The organism is Pantoea jilinensis (assembly GCF_019104105.1).
GTDB lineage: Bacteria > Pseudomonadota > Gammaproteobacteria > Enterobacterales > Enterobacteriaceae > Pantoea > Pantoea eucalypti.
Window position 1 is genome coordinate 1,716,071 of record NZ_CP077746.1, and the last position, 12,754, is coordinate 1,728,824.

A 12,754-nucleotide genomic window follows, 5' to 3' on the forward strand; every position below is an offset into this window, starting at 1 on the left:
ATTTAAGGTTTGGTGGCGACCAGCACGGCGCGCAGCGGAGCCGGATAGCCCTCAACCGTTTTGCTCGGATCATCGGGATCGAGGAATTCCGCCAGCGACTCGCTGGTCATCCAGTCTGTCCGACGTTGTTCTTCGGTGGTGGTCAGGGCGAAATCGACAATCCGTACATCGACAAAGCCGCTTTTCTCCAGCCAGCTTTTCAGCGCCTCGGCGGAGGGGATAAAGAAGACGTTGCGCATCTGCGCATAGCGCTCACCGGGCACCAGCACCTGATTCACATCGCCCTCAATTACCAGCGTCTCCAGCACCAGTTCACCGCCGCTCACCAGCTGATTTTTCAGCTGTAACAGGTGATCCAGCGGGGAACGGCGATGGTAGAGCACACCCATCGAAAACACGGTATCAAACGCCTGTAACGCCGGTAACTGTTCAATACCCAGCGGCAGCATGTGCGCCCGGCGATCATCGTTCAGCAGCTTACGCACGGCTTCAAACTGCACCAGGAAGAGCTGCATCGGATCAATGCCGACCACCAGATGCGCACCCGCACCAATCATCCGCCACATGTGATAACCGCTGCCACAGCCAACATCCAGCACCGTCCGGCCCGCCAGCGAGGATATATGCGGCAGGACACGCTCCCATTTCCAGTCAGAACGCCACTCAGTGTTGATATGGGTGCCATAGAGGAAATAGGGCCCTTTGCGCCATGGCATCAGGTTACGCAGTAATTTCTCAATACCCTGACGATGACGATCGCTGATGTCATCGCGGTCGGCGGTGACACTATGCAGCAGATCGAGCTTTTGCGGCTCCAGCAGCGGCAGATACTCCAGCGACTTGTACCAGTCACGGAAGTGCCCATGCAGGTTTTCACGCTGCCACTCGCTGATTTGCGCCGGTAAAACTTCCAGCCACTTCGCCAGTGGACCTACGGCAATTTGCTGATAAAAACGGCCAAAGTCGATCATTTCAACGCCACCAGAGATCCAAAATTAAAGCACTGGAACCAGAGTTCGGCGTGCGAGAAACCGGCCTGTTTCAGGCGGGCTTTATGGGCTTCGACGCTGTCAGTCAGCATCACATTTTCCAGCATGCTACGTTTCTGGCTGATTTCCAGTTCGCTGTAGCCGTTGGCGCGCTTGAAGTCATGGTGCATGTTGAACAACAGTTCACCGACTTCGGCATCTTCAAAACTGAATTTCTCCGACAGCACCAGCGCGCCACCGGGTTTAAGTCCCTGCCAGATTTTTTCCAGCAGAGCCAGACGTGCGGGTGGCTCCAGAAACTGCAGCGTAAAGTTAAGCACCACCAGCGAGGCGTTTTCTATGTCAATATCACGGATATCCGCTTCCAGCACCGTCACCGGCGTATCAGCGCGAAACGCATCCAGATGACGACGGCAACGCTCCACCATCGCCGGGGAGTTATCCACTGCGATGATCTGGCAACCCGGGACATGAATATTGCGGCGCACCGAGAGGGTGGCGGCGCCCAGCGAGCAGCCCAGGTCATAAACCGTGCTGTCGGGCGTAACAAAACGTTCTGCCAGCATGCCAATCATCGAAATGATGTTGGAGTAGCCCGGCACCGAGCGCTGAATCATGTCTGGAAAGACTTCAGCTACGCGCTCGTCAAAAGTCCAGTCGCCCAGTTTTGCAATGGGCGCTGAGAAGAGTTGATCGCGGTCAGACATATCGAAAATCCGAAGAGACGACGGAAAGGGCGCTATTCTCGCAGAAAGTGGGGCGGCCTGCACCCCTTAACCCAGGGCGACTTAATGAAGTGTCAGCACCAGTTCCCACGGCAGATAAATAAGATTAAAAATGACCATGCCGCACAGGGAAAACAGCGTCAGCAGCATGCCATATTTACGGCCAGCCATGGCGCTGCTGCGTAAACCCCAGGCATGGAGTAACCGGCTGATGAAAAAGAGCAGGCCAGTGAGATGCACCATCCAGATATCGGCGCCATTCATCTCCATCATCACCAGCAGCAACAGCGCCAGCGGGATAGTTTCGATGGCATTGCCGTGAATGCGAATCGCCATTTTCAGGTCGTGATAGCCGCCATCGCCATACGCCACGCGATAGAAACGGCGGTAACGCACCACGTCCATTGTAAATTTCATTACCAGCAATGCACCCAGTACGACGTATAACGCGCTAATCATTGTCACTCCGGTATCCATCCGTAAAGTAGCTATTCTATCCAGCGTACAGCACGCTGTCCTGTGCAGTGATCAAAACAGTGATGTCTGTTGCGGCCAGTCGGGTCCATTGCCAATAGCCGGATCGATCTGCTGCAGCTGCGGCCATAGCGCCTGCACCAGCGGAAACACCTGACCCATATCGGGCGTATGCAGAAACAACATGGCGTCGCCCTGTTGCTGCCATTGCGAGAGCTTGTCACGCCAGATCTGAAATAGCGGCACGGTCTCTTCCACACTGTCGCTGCCGATAAAACGGACCATTGGCTGCGAGCCGGTTCGTAAGGCATGAGGCGGCACTTTAGGCTTCTGAGCACGGGCCACCAGCGCTGCCGGGTTTTGCGAGGTGGAGGCGTGAACCGGGCGGCTGTCCAGCATGACGCGATTGATGCCGCGCTCAAGCAATCCGCGATTCAGCGCCCGCTCTGCGTCACCTTTGGCAAAGAAAGCGGGATGGCGGACTTCGACGCCGTAGTGAAAACGACGCGGCAAACTATCCAGAAAGCGCCACAGATCGGCGATCTGCGCCGGAGAGAAGCTGGCAGGCAGCTGCAGCCAGTACTGACCGATGCGATCGGCCAGCGGCTCCATCAGGCGCAGGAAATCGGTCAGCAGGTCGTCACTGTGCTGTAGCGCCGCCTGATGGCTGATGGTGTTGGGAAACTTAAAGCAGAAGCGAAACGCATCATGCGTCATATCGCGCCAGCGCATCACCGTTTCGGTATCAGGCAGCGCATAAAGCGTGGTGTTTCCCTCTACACAATGGAAGTATCGGGCATAGTCCGCCAGGCTCGTGATACCCCAGCGTTTCCAGTGTGAATGCCCCCACTGGGGCAGGCCAATACGAAGTGTCACGCGCGCTCCTGGCGATGGGTTAAGATGCCCCATTATCTTCTATGTTCGGTCAGGTGGGCAAATGCACACAGGAAATCGGTGCTTTGGCGTGGATCTGCTTATCCTGCCTGGCTTTTTCCATTATAATGACCGCCATTTTTGCGACAGCATCGCAACAGGTAACGCGGCCGGATGCTGTCAGCTGCAGCGGCGAAGTTAAAAGGATAGTGTTATGCGTACAGAATATTGCGGACAGCTCAATCTGTCTCATGTAGGTCAGCAAGTCACGCTTTGCGGCTGGGTAAATCGCCGTCGCGATCTGGGCAGTTTGATTTTTATCGACATGCGCGACCGTGAAGGCATCGTGCAGGTGTTTTTCGATCCCGATCGTCAGGACGCATTTAAGCTGGCTTCTGAACTGCGTAACGAATTCTGCATCCAGATCACCGGCACCGTGCGTGCGCGTGATGAGAAGAATAAAAACAGCGACATGGCGACCGGCGAAGTCGAAGTGTTTGCCCAGGCGCTGACCATCATCAACCGCTCTGAGCCACTGCCGCTGGACTCTAATCAGACCAACAGCGAAGAAGCGCGCCTGAAATACCGCTATCTGGATCTGCGTCGTCCTGAGATGGTGACGCGTCTGAAGACCCGCGCGAAAATCACCAGCTTTGTTCGCCGCTTTATGGATGACGAAGGGTTCCTGGATATCGAAACCCCGATGCTGACCAAAGCGACGCCAGAAGGCGCGCGTGACTATCTGGTGCCTAGCCGGGTTCATAAAGGCAAGTTCTACGCGCTGCCGCAGTCACCGCAGCTGTTCAAACAGCTGCTGATGATGTCAGGTTTTGACCGCTACTATCAGATCGTTAAATGCTTCCGCGATGAAGATTTACGCGCCGATCGTCAGCCCGAATTTACCCAGATCGACGTTGAAACCTCCTTTATGACCGCGCCGCAGGTGCGTGAAATTATGGAGCGTTTAATCCGCAATCTGTGGCAGGACGTGCAGGGCGTTGATCTCGGCGAGTTCCCTCAGATGACCTTTGCGGAAGCGATGCATCGTTACGGTTCTGATAAGCCGGATCTGCGTAACCCGATGGAGCTGGTGGACGTGGGTGACCTGCTGAAAAATGTGGAGTTCCAGGTCTTCTCTGGCCCGGCTAACGATGAAAAAGGCCGTGTTGCGGCACTGCGTGTGCCAACTGGTGCGCAGCTGAGCCGTAAGCAGATTGATGAATATGGCAAGTTCGTAGAAATTTACGGCGCGAAAGGCCTGGCGTGGATGAAAGTTAACGTCCGCGCGGACGGCCTGGAGGGCGTGCAGAGTCCGGTTGCCAAGTTCCTGAATGCAGAGATCGTTGAAGGCATTCTGAGCCGCACCGGCGCACAGGATGGCGACATCATCTTCTTTGGTGCCGATCGCGCCAAAGTGGTTGCGGATGCACTGGGTGCGCTGCGCCTGAAAGTGGGTCGCGAGCTGAACATCACCGATGAAAAAGCCTGGGCACCGCTGTGGGTGATCGACTTCCCGATGTTCGAAGAGGACGAGGAAGGCGGTCTGGCTGCGATGCACCACCCGTTCACTGCACCAAAAGAGATGAGCGCAGAAGAGCTGGCTGCGGATCCAACCCGTGCCGTGGCGAATGCCTACGACATGGTGATCAACGGTTATGAAGTGGGCGGCGGTTCAGTGCGTATCCACAACGGCAAAATGCAGCAGACGGTGTTCAGCATTCTGGGTATTGAAGAGCACGAGCAGCGCGAGAAGTTTGGCTTCCTGCTGGATGCGCTTAAATTCGGTACACCACCGCATGCGGGCCTGGCGTTTGGTCTGGATCGCCTGACCATGCTGCTGACCGGCACCGACAACATTCGTGACGTTATTGCGTTCCCGAAAACCACGGCGGCAGCCTGCATGATGACCGAAGCGCCAAGCGAAGCGAACCCGGCTTCTCTGCTGGAACTGGGCATTCAGGTCATTAAAAAAGAAAAGCCTGAGATTAAATAATGGGCTATAAACACCCGGTTTCAGTGCTGGTGGTTATTTCGGCGCGCGATACTGGCCGGGTGTTGATGCTGCAGCGGCGTGACGATCCCTCATTCTGGCAGTCGGTTACCGGCAGCCTGGAAACGGGGGAGTCACCGCTGGCGACCGCGTGTCGTGAAGTGAATGAGGAGGTCGGCATTGACGTGCTGACTGAGCAGCTGGAGGTGGAGGATTGTCATCGTCAAATCGACTTTGAAATCTTTCCCCATTTCCGCCATCGCTATGCGCCTGATGTCACCCATAATCACGAGCACTGGTTTCGCCTGCAACTGCCGGAAGAGCGCGATGTGACGCTCACGGAGCATCTGGCGTTTCGCTGGCTGGCACCTGCTGACGCTGCAGCATTAACCCGATCATGGAGTAACCGCCAGGCAATTGAAGAATTTATCTGAATGCTCGCCATCGCCCGGTATTCCGGCGGCGGATAGATTAAATTTTATGAATCTGGTGAGTTTTAACAGGACTTCACCAATATATTGAACAGCCAGGCATCATCTACGCTGCGACGTTGTTTACCACCCGCGTGAAGTCATCAGCATACTGTTGTACGTGATGATCATGCGCGATGCTCGCCCAAAGCGGGTACACGGGTTTTTAAAAACGGTGTAAGCACCGACGGTAAACAGGCTCGCAGCCAGGATAGCCTGCACCCTGTAAAAGATCGGAGAAACGTTAAAATGGCAGGACACAGTAAGTGGGCAAACACCAAACACCGTAAGGCGGCGCAGGATGCTAAGCGCGGCAAAATCTTCACCAAAATCATTCGTGAACTGGTGACAGCGGCCAAGCTGGGCGGTGGTGATCCGGGCTCAAACCCGCGTCTGCGTGCCGCGATGGATAAAGCGCTGGCGAACAACATGACCCGCGACACCATGGATCGCGCTATCGCGCGCGGTGTGGGCGGCGATGACAACGCCAACATGGAAACCATCATTTATGAAGGTTATGGTCCAGGCGGTTCAGCCATCATGATTGAATGCCTCAGTGACAATCGTAACCGTACCGTGGGTGAAGTGCGTCACGCCTTTACCAAAACCGGTGGCAACCTGGGTACTGACGGATCCGTGGCTTACCTGTTCAACAAGAAAGGCGTGATCTCTTTTGCGCCAGGTCAGGATGAAGATGCGGTAATGGAAGCGGCCCTGGAAGCGGGCGGCGAAGACGTTGTCACCTATGACGACGGCGCGATTGATGTTTTCACCGCATGGGAAGAGATGGGCACGGTGCGTGATGCACTGGAAGCACTTGGTCTGAAAGCGGATACCGCAGAAGTGGCGATGATCCCGACGACCAAAGCCGAAATGGATGCGGAAACCGCACCAAAACTGCTGCGTCTGATCGACATGCTGGAAGATTGCGACGATGTGCAGGAGGTTTATCACAACGGTGAGATCTCCGACGAGGTGGCGGAAACGCTGTAATGGCGTCTGCCGCCCTGTTAACCGGAGAGGCGTAATGTCGATTATCCTGGGAATTGATCCCGGCTCACGCATCACCGGTTATGGTGTTATTCGTCAGACTGGCCGCCAGCTCACCTATCTGGGCAGCGGCTGTATCCGCACCAATACCACCGAGTTGCCCGCCCGTCTGAAGCTGATTTATGCGGGCGTCTGCGAAATCATCACGCAGTTTTCACCCGATTTCTTCGCCATTGAACAGGTGTTTATGGCGAAGAATGCCGACTCGGCGCTGAAGCTCGGCCAGGCGCGCGGTGCCGCCATTGTTGCCGCGGTTAACCACGATCTGCCGGTGTTTGAGTATGCCGCCCGTCAGGTGAAACAGACCGTGGTTGGCATCGGCAGCGCCGAGAAAAGTCAGGTGCAGCACATGGTGCGAACCCTGCTGAAGCTGCCCGCAAACCCGCAGGCGGATGCCGCCGATGCACTGGCGATAGCCATCACTCATTGTCACGTGGCCCAAAACGCGGCGCGCATGAGTGACAGCAAGCTGGTGCTGACGCGCGGACGATTGCGCTCAAGTTAGCGCTTATCGCTCAGGTCTCACTCTCAGGCTGGATATTCATCCAGCCTTTTTTATGTTATAAAATCCGCCACATTCTTTAGTTAAGGAAGCATTCAGGTGATAGGTCGTTTACGGGGCAATATTCTGGAAAAGCAGCCGCCACTGGTGCTGCTTGAGGCACACGGCGTCGGCTATGAAATTTACATGCCCATGACCTGTTTTTATGAGTTGCCTGAACTTCAGCACGAAGCGGTGATTTTTACCCATTTTGTGGTGCGTGAAGATGCGCAGTTGCTGTTTGGTTTTAACAGCAAGCAGGAGCGCGCGCTGTTTCGCGAACTGATTAAAGTGAATGGCGTCGGGCCCAAGCTGGCGCTGGCGATCCTCTCCGGCATGTCGGCGCAGCAGTTTGTGACTGCCGTCGAGAAAGAAGAGATCGCATCACTCGTTAAACTGCCCGGTGTGGGCAAGAAGACGGCTGAGCGACTGGTGGTCGAGATGAAGGACCGCTTCAAAGGGATGCACGGCGACCTGTTTGGCGGCGATTCTGCGTTTACGCTCACCACGCCGAGCGCCGAGCCGGAAACCAATGATGCGGAATCCGAAGCGGTTGCAGCGCTGGTTTCACTGGGTTATAAACCGCAGGAAGCGAGCCGTATGATCAGTAAAGTCGGTCGACCGGATGCGGATTGCGAAACCCTGATCCGCGAAGCGCTACGCGCCGCCATTTGAGGTAAGTCATGATAGAAGCCGACCGCCTGATCTCCGCTGCCAGTATCAGCGAAGAAGAGGTTATTGACCGCGCGATTCGCCCGAAGATGCTGACCGAATATGTCGGTCAGCCGCAGGTGCGTGAGCAGATGGAAATATTCATCAAGGCAGCGCAACTGCGCGGCGATGCGCTCGATCATCTGTTGATCTTCGGTCCACCAGGGCTGGGTAAAACCACTCTGGCCAACATCGTGGCCAATGAGATGGGCGTCAATCTGCGCACCACATCCGGTCCGGTGCTGGAGAAGGCGGGCGATCTGGCGGCGATGCTGACCAACCTTGAGCCCCATGACGTCCTGTTTATCGATGAAATCCATCGCCTCTCACCGGTAGTGGAAGAGATACTCTACCCGGCGATGGAAGATTATCAGCTGGATATCATGATTGGTGAAGGCCCGGCTGCGCGTTCAATCAAACTCGATCTGCCGCCGTTTACGCTGATTGGTGCCACCACGCGTGCTGGCTCGCTGACCTCGCCGCTGCGCGACCGTTTTGGCATTGTGCAGCGTCTGGAGTTCTATCAGGTTAAAGATCTGCAGCATATCGTGGGTCGCAGTGCCGCCTGTCTGGGCCTGGCGCTGAGTGATGAAGGGGCATTAGAGATCGCCCGTCGCGCACGCGGCACACCGCGTATCGCCAACCGCCTGCTGCGTCGCGTTCGTGACTTCGCAGAAGTGCGGGCAAACGGTGATCTCAGCGGTGAAGTCTCCAGCAGCGCGCTGGATATGCTTAACGTTGACAGCGAAGGGTTCGATTATATGGACCGTAAACTGCTGCTGGCGATCATCGACAAATTTATGGGTGGGCCGGTGGGGCTGGACAACCTGGCTGCTGCCATTGGTGAAGAGCGGGAAACCATTGAAGATGTGATTGAACCCTTCCTGATTCAGCAGGGCTTCATTCAGCGCACACCACGTGGCCGGATGGCCACGCAGCATGCTTATCGTCACTTCGGTATGACGCGCGAAGAGTAACTACATGGCTGGTTTGCGTACCATGCTGAAGATAAACAGGATGGCAGCGCAGAGCACAACCGACGGCCCGGCAGGCGTGTCGTAGAACGCGGAGAAGGTCAGACCGCCGGTGACGGCAATCACACCGATGACCACCGCGACGCCCGCCATGCCTTCCGGTGAGCGCACGAAACGGCGTGCGGTCGCCGCCGGGATAATCAGCAGTGAGGTGATGATCAGCGCACCGACAAACTTCATCGCTACCCCAATTGTCAGCGCCGTGACCAGCATCAGAACCAACCGGGTACGCTGGATATTGACGCCATCGACCTGCGCCAGCTCCGGGCTGATGGTCATCGACAGCAACGACCGCCACTGCCACGCCATCACCAGCAGCACGATCACCACGCCGCCACCCATCATCCAGAGATCGTCGGGTGTGACCGCCAGCAGGTCGCCAAACAGATACGCCATCAGATCGACGCGCACGTTCTTCATCAGGCTGACCACCACCAGACCCAGCGACAGCGCACTGTGCGCCATAATGCCCAGCAGGGTATCAATAGCCAGATGCGGACGACGCTCCAGCCAGACCAGGCCTAGCGCCAGGCAGACCGTGACCAGAATCACCGCATAGTAAGGATTCACATTTAACAGCAGGCCAAATGCCACCCCGAGCAGAGAGGCGTGCGCCAGGGTATCGCCGAAATAGGACATCTTGCGCCAGACCACAAACGAACCCAGCGGACCGGCAGCCAGCGCTAACATCACACCGCCTATCCAGCCCGGTAATAGCAACTCAATCATGATGAACCCTGTCCTTTGCGTAAAACGATACGTCCCTGAAGGTCGTGACGGTGATTATGATGATGACGGTAAATCGCCAGCTCTTCTGCGCCCCGCGGGCCAAACATCGCGATGAATTCCGGATGTTGCGAGACCGCTTCCGGGGTACCGGAACAGCAGATGTGGTGGTTAAGGCACAGCACTTCGTCAGTTTTTGCCATGACCAGATGCAGATCGTGGGAGACCATCATCACGGCGCAGTTCAGTTCCACGCGTAACTGATTAATAAGGTCATACAGCGCAACCTGACCGTTCACATCCACACCCTGCGTTGGCTCATCAAGCACCAGCAGCTGAGGCTGATTCAGCAGCGCGCGGGCCAGCAGCACACGCTGAGTTTCCCCACCCGACAGTTTTTGCAGCGGCGAATGAAGCAGGTGGCCCGCCTGCACCCGTTTCAGGGCCGGCAGAATCTCCGCGTTTTTACTGCCACGCGTCAGGCGCATAAAACGCTCTACTGTTACCGGCAGAGTAGGATCGATGTGCAGCTTCTGAGGGACATAACCAATACGCAGGCCGGGATCACGCTGAACGGAACCGGACGTCGGGGCAAGCAGGCCAAGCACCACACGCACCAGTGTTGATTTACCGGCACCGTTGGGACCCAGCAGAGTGAGGATGCGACCAGGCTGCAGGGTCAGGCTGACGCCAGACAGCACATTGCGCTGGTTAAACTTTATCGAAACGTTATCGAGTGTGACAAGTGGGGTCATAGTATTTACAGGTTGCACAGAATTTCGAATGTTATAATATCACATTCCACCTCATGGTCACGATGGAATGACGCAATATGTTACACAATAAAAAGGGCGCAATTTTCGCCTTAGGGGCTTTAACTGTTTCAGCTTTATTAACCCTTCCTGCCCAGGCAAATGTCGTGGCTTCACTCAAACCGGTAGGTTTTATCGCTGCGGCCATCGCCGATGGCGTCACGCCGGTAGAAGTGCTGCTGCCGGACGGGGCATCTGAACACGATTACTCCCTGCGACCTTCTGATGCAAAACGCTTAAAAAACGCGGACTTAGTTGTCTGGGTCGGGCCTGAAATGGAAGCCTTTATGGCGAAATCTGCAGCCGAACTTCCAGCCCAAAAAAACCTCGCCATGGTGAACATCGACGGGGTAAAACCGTTATTGATTAGCGGTGGTGAAGATGAAGAGGAACATGCAGCGGAAAAATCCGAAGATCAGGACGCAGATGCTCATCACCATCATCACGGCGAGTTTAATATGCACCTGTGGTTGTCGCCAGAGATTGCGCGCAAAACCGCGGTTGCAATCCATGGAAAATTATTGGAACTTATGCCGCAAGATAAAGCCAAACTTGACGCCAACCTACAGCAGTTTGAGGTAGCTTTGGCGGACACGGACAAACGCGTTAGCGCACAACTTGCTCCGGTTAAAAATAAAGGATATTTCGTTTTTCACGACGCTTACACGTACTTTGAAAAGCACTACGGTCTTTCGCCCACCGGGCACTTTACCGTCAATCCTGAAATTCAACCGGGCGCTCAGCGTTTACACCAGATACGAACACAGTTGGTTGAGCAAAAGGCGGTCTGCGTCTTTGCTGAGCCACAATTCAGGCCAGCAGTCATCGATGCTGTCTCCCGTGGAACGCAGGTGCGTAAAGGCACACTCGATCCTCTGGGCACAGACATCAGCTTAGCCAAAGACAGCTATGTGAAATTCCTCTCACAACTGTCGAGCCAGTATGAAAGCTGCCTGAATGGAGCATGAGGAATAGGTAAAAGTGCAGCAGATAGCCCGCTCTGTCGCCCTCGCATTTAATAATTTGCCGCGCCCCCACCGCGTAATGCTGGGATCGTTAACTGTCGTCACTCTGGCCGTCGCTGTCTGGCGGCCTTACGTTTATCATCCCACGGATGATGTGACGCCCATCGTTAAAAACATTGAGCTGGATAAGAACACCCTCCGCACGCTGTTGCCGGAAGCCAGTGAGCCGATCGATCAAAGCACACCGGAACCGGACGAAGAGCTGCCAGCGGACGATGTGGACACCGACGCGCCGGAAACGGCTGGGGTTCACGACTACACCGTCTCATCCGGCGATACCCTGAGCAGCGCACTGAATCAGTATGGCATCGACATCAGCGACATTAACGCGCTGGTGGTAAGCGACCGGGATCTGCGTAATCTGCAGGTGGGTCAGCAACTGAGCTGGACGCTGGATGATGATGGCGGCCTGAAAACCCTGAGCTGGGAAATTTCCCGCCGCGAAACCCGCACCTATGAGCGCACCCCATCGGGTGGCTTTAAGATGGAAGCGGAGATGCAGAAGGGTGAATGGCGCAACAGCGTAATGCAGGGTGAAGTGCGCGGCAGTTTTGCCGCCAGCGCCATGCGGGCGGGATTGAGCAGTGCCGAAGCCAGCGCCGTCATTAAAGCGATGCAGTGGCAGATGGACTTCCGCAAACTGCGTGCGGGAGACCAGTTCAGCGTTCTGATGTCACGCGAAATGCTGGAGGGTAAGAGTGCACAGAGCCAGTTGCTGGGTGTGCGCCTGCGTAGCGGCGGGAAAGACTATTACGCCTTCCGCGCTGAAGATGGCAAGTTCTACGATCGCAACGGCTCCGGTCTGGCGCGCGGCTTTATGCGTTTCCCGACGGTTAAGCAGTATCGTGTCTCATCGAACTTTAATCCGCGTCGTCTTAATCCGGTGACCGGTCGCATTGCGCCGCATAAAGGCGTCGACTTTGCGCTGCCAATCGGTACGCCCGTGCTGGCAGTCGGGGATGGTGAGGTTGTCGTGGCGAAGAACGGCGGCGCTGCGGGTAACTATGTAGCTATCCGTCATGGCCGTCAGTATATGACCCGCTATATGCACATGAAGAAAGTGCTGGTGAAACCCGGTGAGAAAGTGAAGCGTGGCGACCGTATCGGGCTGTCAGGTAATACCGGACGCTCTACCGGCCCGCATCTGCATTTCGAAATCTGGATCAACAATCAGGCGGTTAACCCATTAACGGCGAAACTGCCGCGCATGGAAGGTCTGACCGGCAAAGATCGCAGTGATTATATGGCGCAGGTGAAAGCCTGGTTGCCTCAGCTGGGTCTGAAGTAAGCGAATTTCGTCAAATCGCACAAAAACCGACGGCATCTCCGTCGGT

Annotated in this window: 14 protein-coding genes; 8 read left to right on the top strand and 6 right to left on the bottom strand. The window is 55.8% G+C overall.

Features of this window, described 5'->3' with window-relative positions:
* Positions 1 to 2 precede the first annotated feature (2 nt).
* The 4 genes from cmoB to KTJ90_RS07970 form a co-directional block, all read right to left on the bottom strand.
* Entirely contained in the window at positions 3 to 971 is a 969-nt protein-coding gene (cmoB, locus tag KTJ90_RS07955; protein WP_003849185.1) for a tRNA 5-methoxyuridine(34)/uridine 5-oxyacetic acid(34) synthase CmoB, read from the bottom strand.
* Positions 968 to 1,696 carry a carboxy-S-adenosyl-L-methionine synthase CmoA gene (gene cmoA / locus KTJ90_RS07960; RefSeq protein ID WP_003849187.1) on the bottom strand — a complete coding sequence of 243 codons (729 nt, stop codon included), beginning with the start codon at positions 1,694 to 1,696 and terminating at the stop codon, positions 968 to 970. Before cmoA ends, cmoB begins: the two co-directional genes overlap by 4 nt.
* Before the next feature lie 81 nt (positions 1,697 to 1,777).
* Positions 1,778 to 2,173, bottom strand: coding sequence for an MAPEG family protein (locus KTJ90_RS07965; RefSeq protein ID WP_003849188.1), 396 nt, complete (start codon positions 2,171 to 2,173; stop codon positions 1,778 to 1,780).
* 69 nt (positions 2,174 to 2,242) lie between these two features.
* Positions 2,243 to 3,064: a DUF72 domain-containing protein gene (locus KTJ90_RS07970; RefSeq protein WP_499026189.1), complete on the bottom strand. Its 822-nt coding sequence runs from the start codon at positions 3,062 to 3,064 to the stop codon at positions 2,243 to 2,245.
* A 211-nt stretch (positions 3,065 to 3,275) separates the two neighbouring features.
* Here KTJ90_RS07970 and aspS point away from each other — a divergent pair, with 211 nt between their 5' ends.
* The 6 genes from aspS to ruvB all read left to right on the top strand — a co-directional run bounded on the left by aspS (position 3,276) and on the right by ruvB (position 8,800).
* Complete coding sequence (aspS, locus tag KTJ90_RS07975; protein WP_008925362.1) at positions 3,276 to 5,054, top strand: aspartate--tRNA ligase; 1,779 nt, start codon at positions 3,276 to 3,278, stop codon at positions 5,052 to 5,054.
* Positions 5,054 to 5,485, top strand: coding sequence for a dihydroneopterin triphosphate diphosphatase (gene nudB, locus KTJ90_RS07980; RefSeq protein WP_003849197.1), 432 nt, complete (start codon positions 5,054 to 5,056; stop codon positions 5,483 to 5,485). Before aspS ends, nudB begins: the two co-directional genes overlap by 1 nt.
* A 285-nt stretch (positions 5,486 to 5,770) precedes the next feature.
* Positions 5,771 to 6,514, top strand: coding sequence for a YebC/PmpR family DNA-binding transcriptional regulator (locus KTJ90_RS07985; RefSeq protein WP_003849201.1), 744 nt, complete (start codon positions 5,771 to 5,773; stop codon positions 6,512 to 6,514).
* Positions 6,515 to 6,548: 34 nt separating this feature from the next.
* Entirely contained in the window at positions 6,549 to 7,076 is a 528-nt protein-coding gene (gene ruvC, locus KTJ90_RS07990; RefSeq protein WP_499026192.1) for a crossover junction endodeoxyribonuclease RuvC, read from the top strand.
* A 96-nt stretch (positions 7,077 to 7,172) separates the two neighbouring features.
* Positions 7,173 to 7,787: a Holliday junction branch migration protein RuvA gene (ruvA, locus tag KTJ90_RS07995; protein ID WP_003849207.1), complete on the top strand. Its 615-nt coding sequence runs from the start codon at positions 7,173 to 7,175 to the stop codon at positions 7,785 to 7,787.
* An 8-nt stretch (positions 7,788 to 7,795) separates the two neighbouring features.
* The gene (gene ruvB / locus KTJ90_RS08000) at positions 7,796 to 8,800 is read left to right on the top strand and encodes a Holliday junction branch migration DNA helicase RuvB (RefSeq protein ID WP_140033327.1); all 1,005 of its coding nucleotides are present in this window, start codon (positions 7,796 to 7,798) and stop codon (positions 8,798 to 8,800) included.
* Here ruvB and znuB read toward each other — a convergent pair whose 3' ends face one another.
* Positions 8,801 to 9,586, bottom strand: a complete 786-nt coding sequence (gene znuB / locus KTJ90_RS08005; RefSeq protein WP_003849211.1) for a zinc ABC transporter permease subunit ZnuB — start codon at positions 9,584 to 9,586, stop codon at positions 8,801 to 8,803. It abuts the gene before it with no gap.
* Positions 9,583 to 10,338 (bottom strand): zinc ABC transporter ATP-binding protein ZnuC, encoded by a 756-nt coding sequence (znuC, locus tag KTJ90_RS08010; protein WP_003849212.1) that lies wholly within the window; start codon positions 10,336 to 10,338, stop codon positions 9,583 to 9,585. The genes znuB and znuC overlap by 4 nt, the downstream gene beginning before the upstream one ends.
* 77 nt (positions 10,339 to 10,415) lie before the next feature.
* Between znuC and znuA the strand changes: the two genes are divergently transcribed.
* Together znuA and mepM are read left to right on the top strand one after the other, a co-directional pair.
* Positions 10,416 to 11,363: a zinc ABC transporter substrate-binding protein ZnuA gene (gene znuA, locus KTJ90_RS08015; protein ID WP_003849214.1), complete on the top strand. Its 948-nt coding sequence runs from the start codon at positions 10,416 to 10,418 to the stop codon at positions 11,361 to 11,363.
* Between the two features lie 13 nt (positions 11,364 to 11,376).
* Positions 11,377 to 12,708, top strand: a complete 1,332-nt coding sequence (mepM, locus tag KTJ90_RS08020; RefSeq protein ID WP_003849215.1) for a murein DD-endopeptidase MepM — start codon at positions 11,377 to 11,379, stop codon at positions 12,706 to 12,708.
* Positions 12,709 to 12,754: the final 46 nt, after the last annotated feature.

Excerpts from the sequence above, each read along its gene's own strand:
- nudB (WP_003849197.1), top strand. The coding sequence starts at position 5,054 with ATGGGCTATAAACACCCGGTTTCAGTGCTGGTGGTTATTTCGGCGCGC.
- znuB (WP_003849211.1), bottom strand. The coding sequence starts at position 9,586 with ATGATTGAGTTGCTATTACCGGGCTGGATAGGCGGTGTGATGTTAGCG.
- ruvC (WP_499026192.1), top strand. The coding sequence starts at position 6,549 with ATGTCGATTATCCTGGGAATTGATCCCGGCTCACGCATCACCGGTTAT.
- znuA (WP_003849214.1), top strand. The coding sequence starts at position 10,416 with ATGTTACACAATAAAAAGGGCGCAATTTTCGCCTTAGGGGCTTTAACT.
- cmoA (WP_003849187.1), bottom strand. The coding sequence starts at position 1,696 with ATGTCTGACCGCGATCAACTCTTCTCAGCGCCCATTGCAAAACTGGGC.
- KTJ90_RS07985 (WP_003849201.1), top strand. The coding sequence starts at position 5,771 with ATGGCAGGACACAGTAAGTGGGCAAACACCAAACACCGTAAGGCGGCG.
- ruvB (WP_140033327.1), top strand. The coding sequence starts at position 7,796 with ATGATAGAAGCCGACCGCCTGATCTCCGCTGCCAGTATCAGCGAAGAA.
- KTJ90_RS07965 (WP_003849188.1), bottom strand. The coding sequence starts at position 2,173 with ATGATTAGCGCGTTATACGTCGTACTGGGTGCATTGCTGGTAATGAAA.
- aspS (WP_008925362.1), top strand. The coding sequence starts at position 3,276 with ATGCGTACAGAATATTGCGGACAGCTCAATCTGTCTCATGTAGGTCAG.
- cmoB (WP_003849185.1), bottom strand. The coding sequence starts at position 971 with ATGATCGACTTTGGCCGTTTTTATCAGCAAATTGCCGTAGGTCCACTG.
- znuC (WP_003849212.1), bottom strand. The coding sequence starts at position 10,338 with ATGACCCCACTTGTCACACTCGATAACGTTTCGATAAAGTTTAACCAG.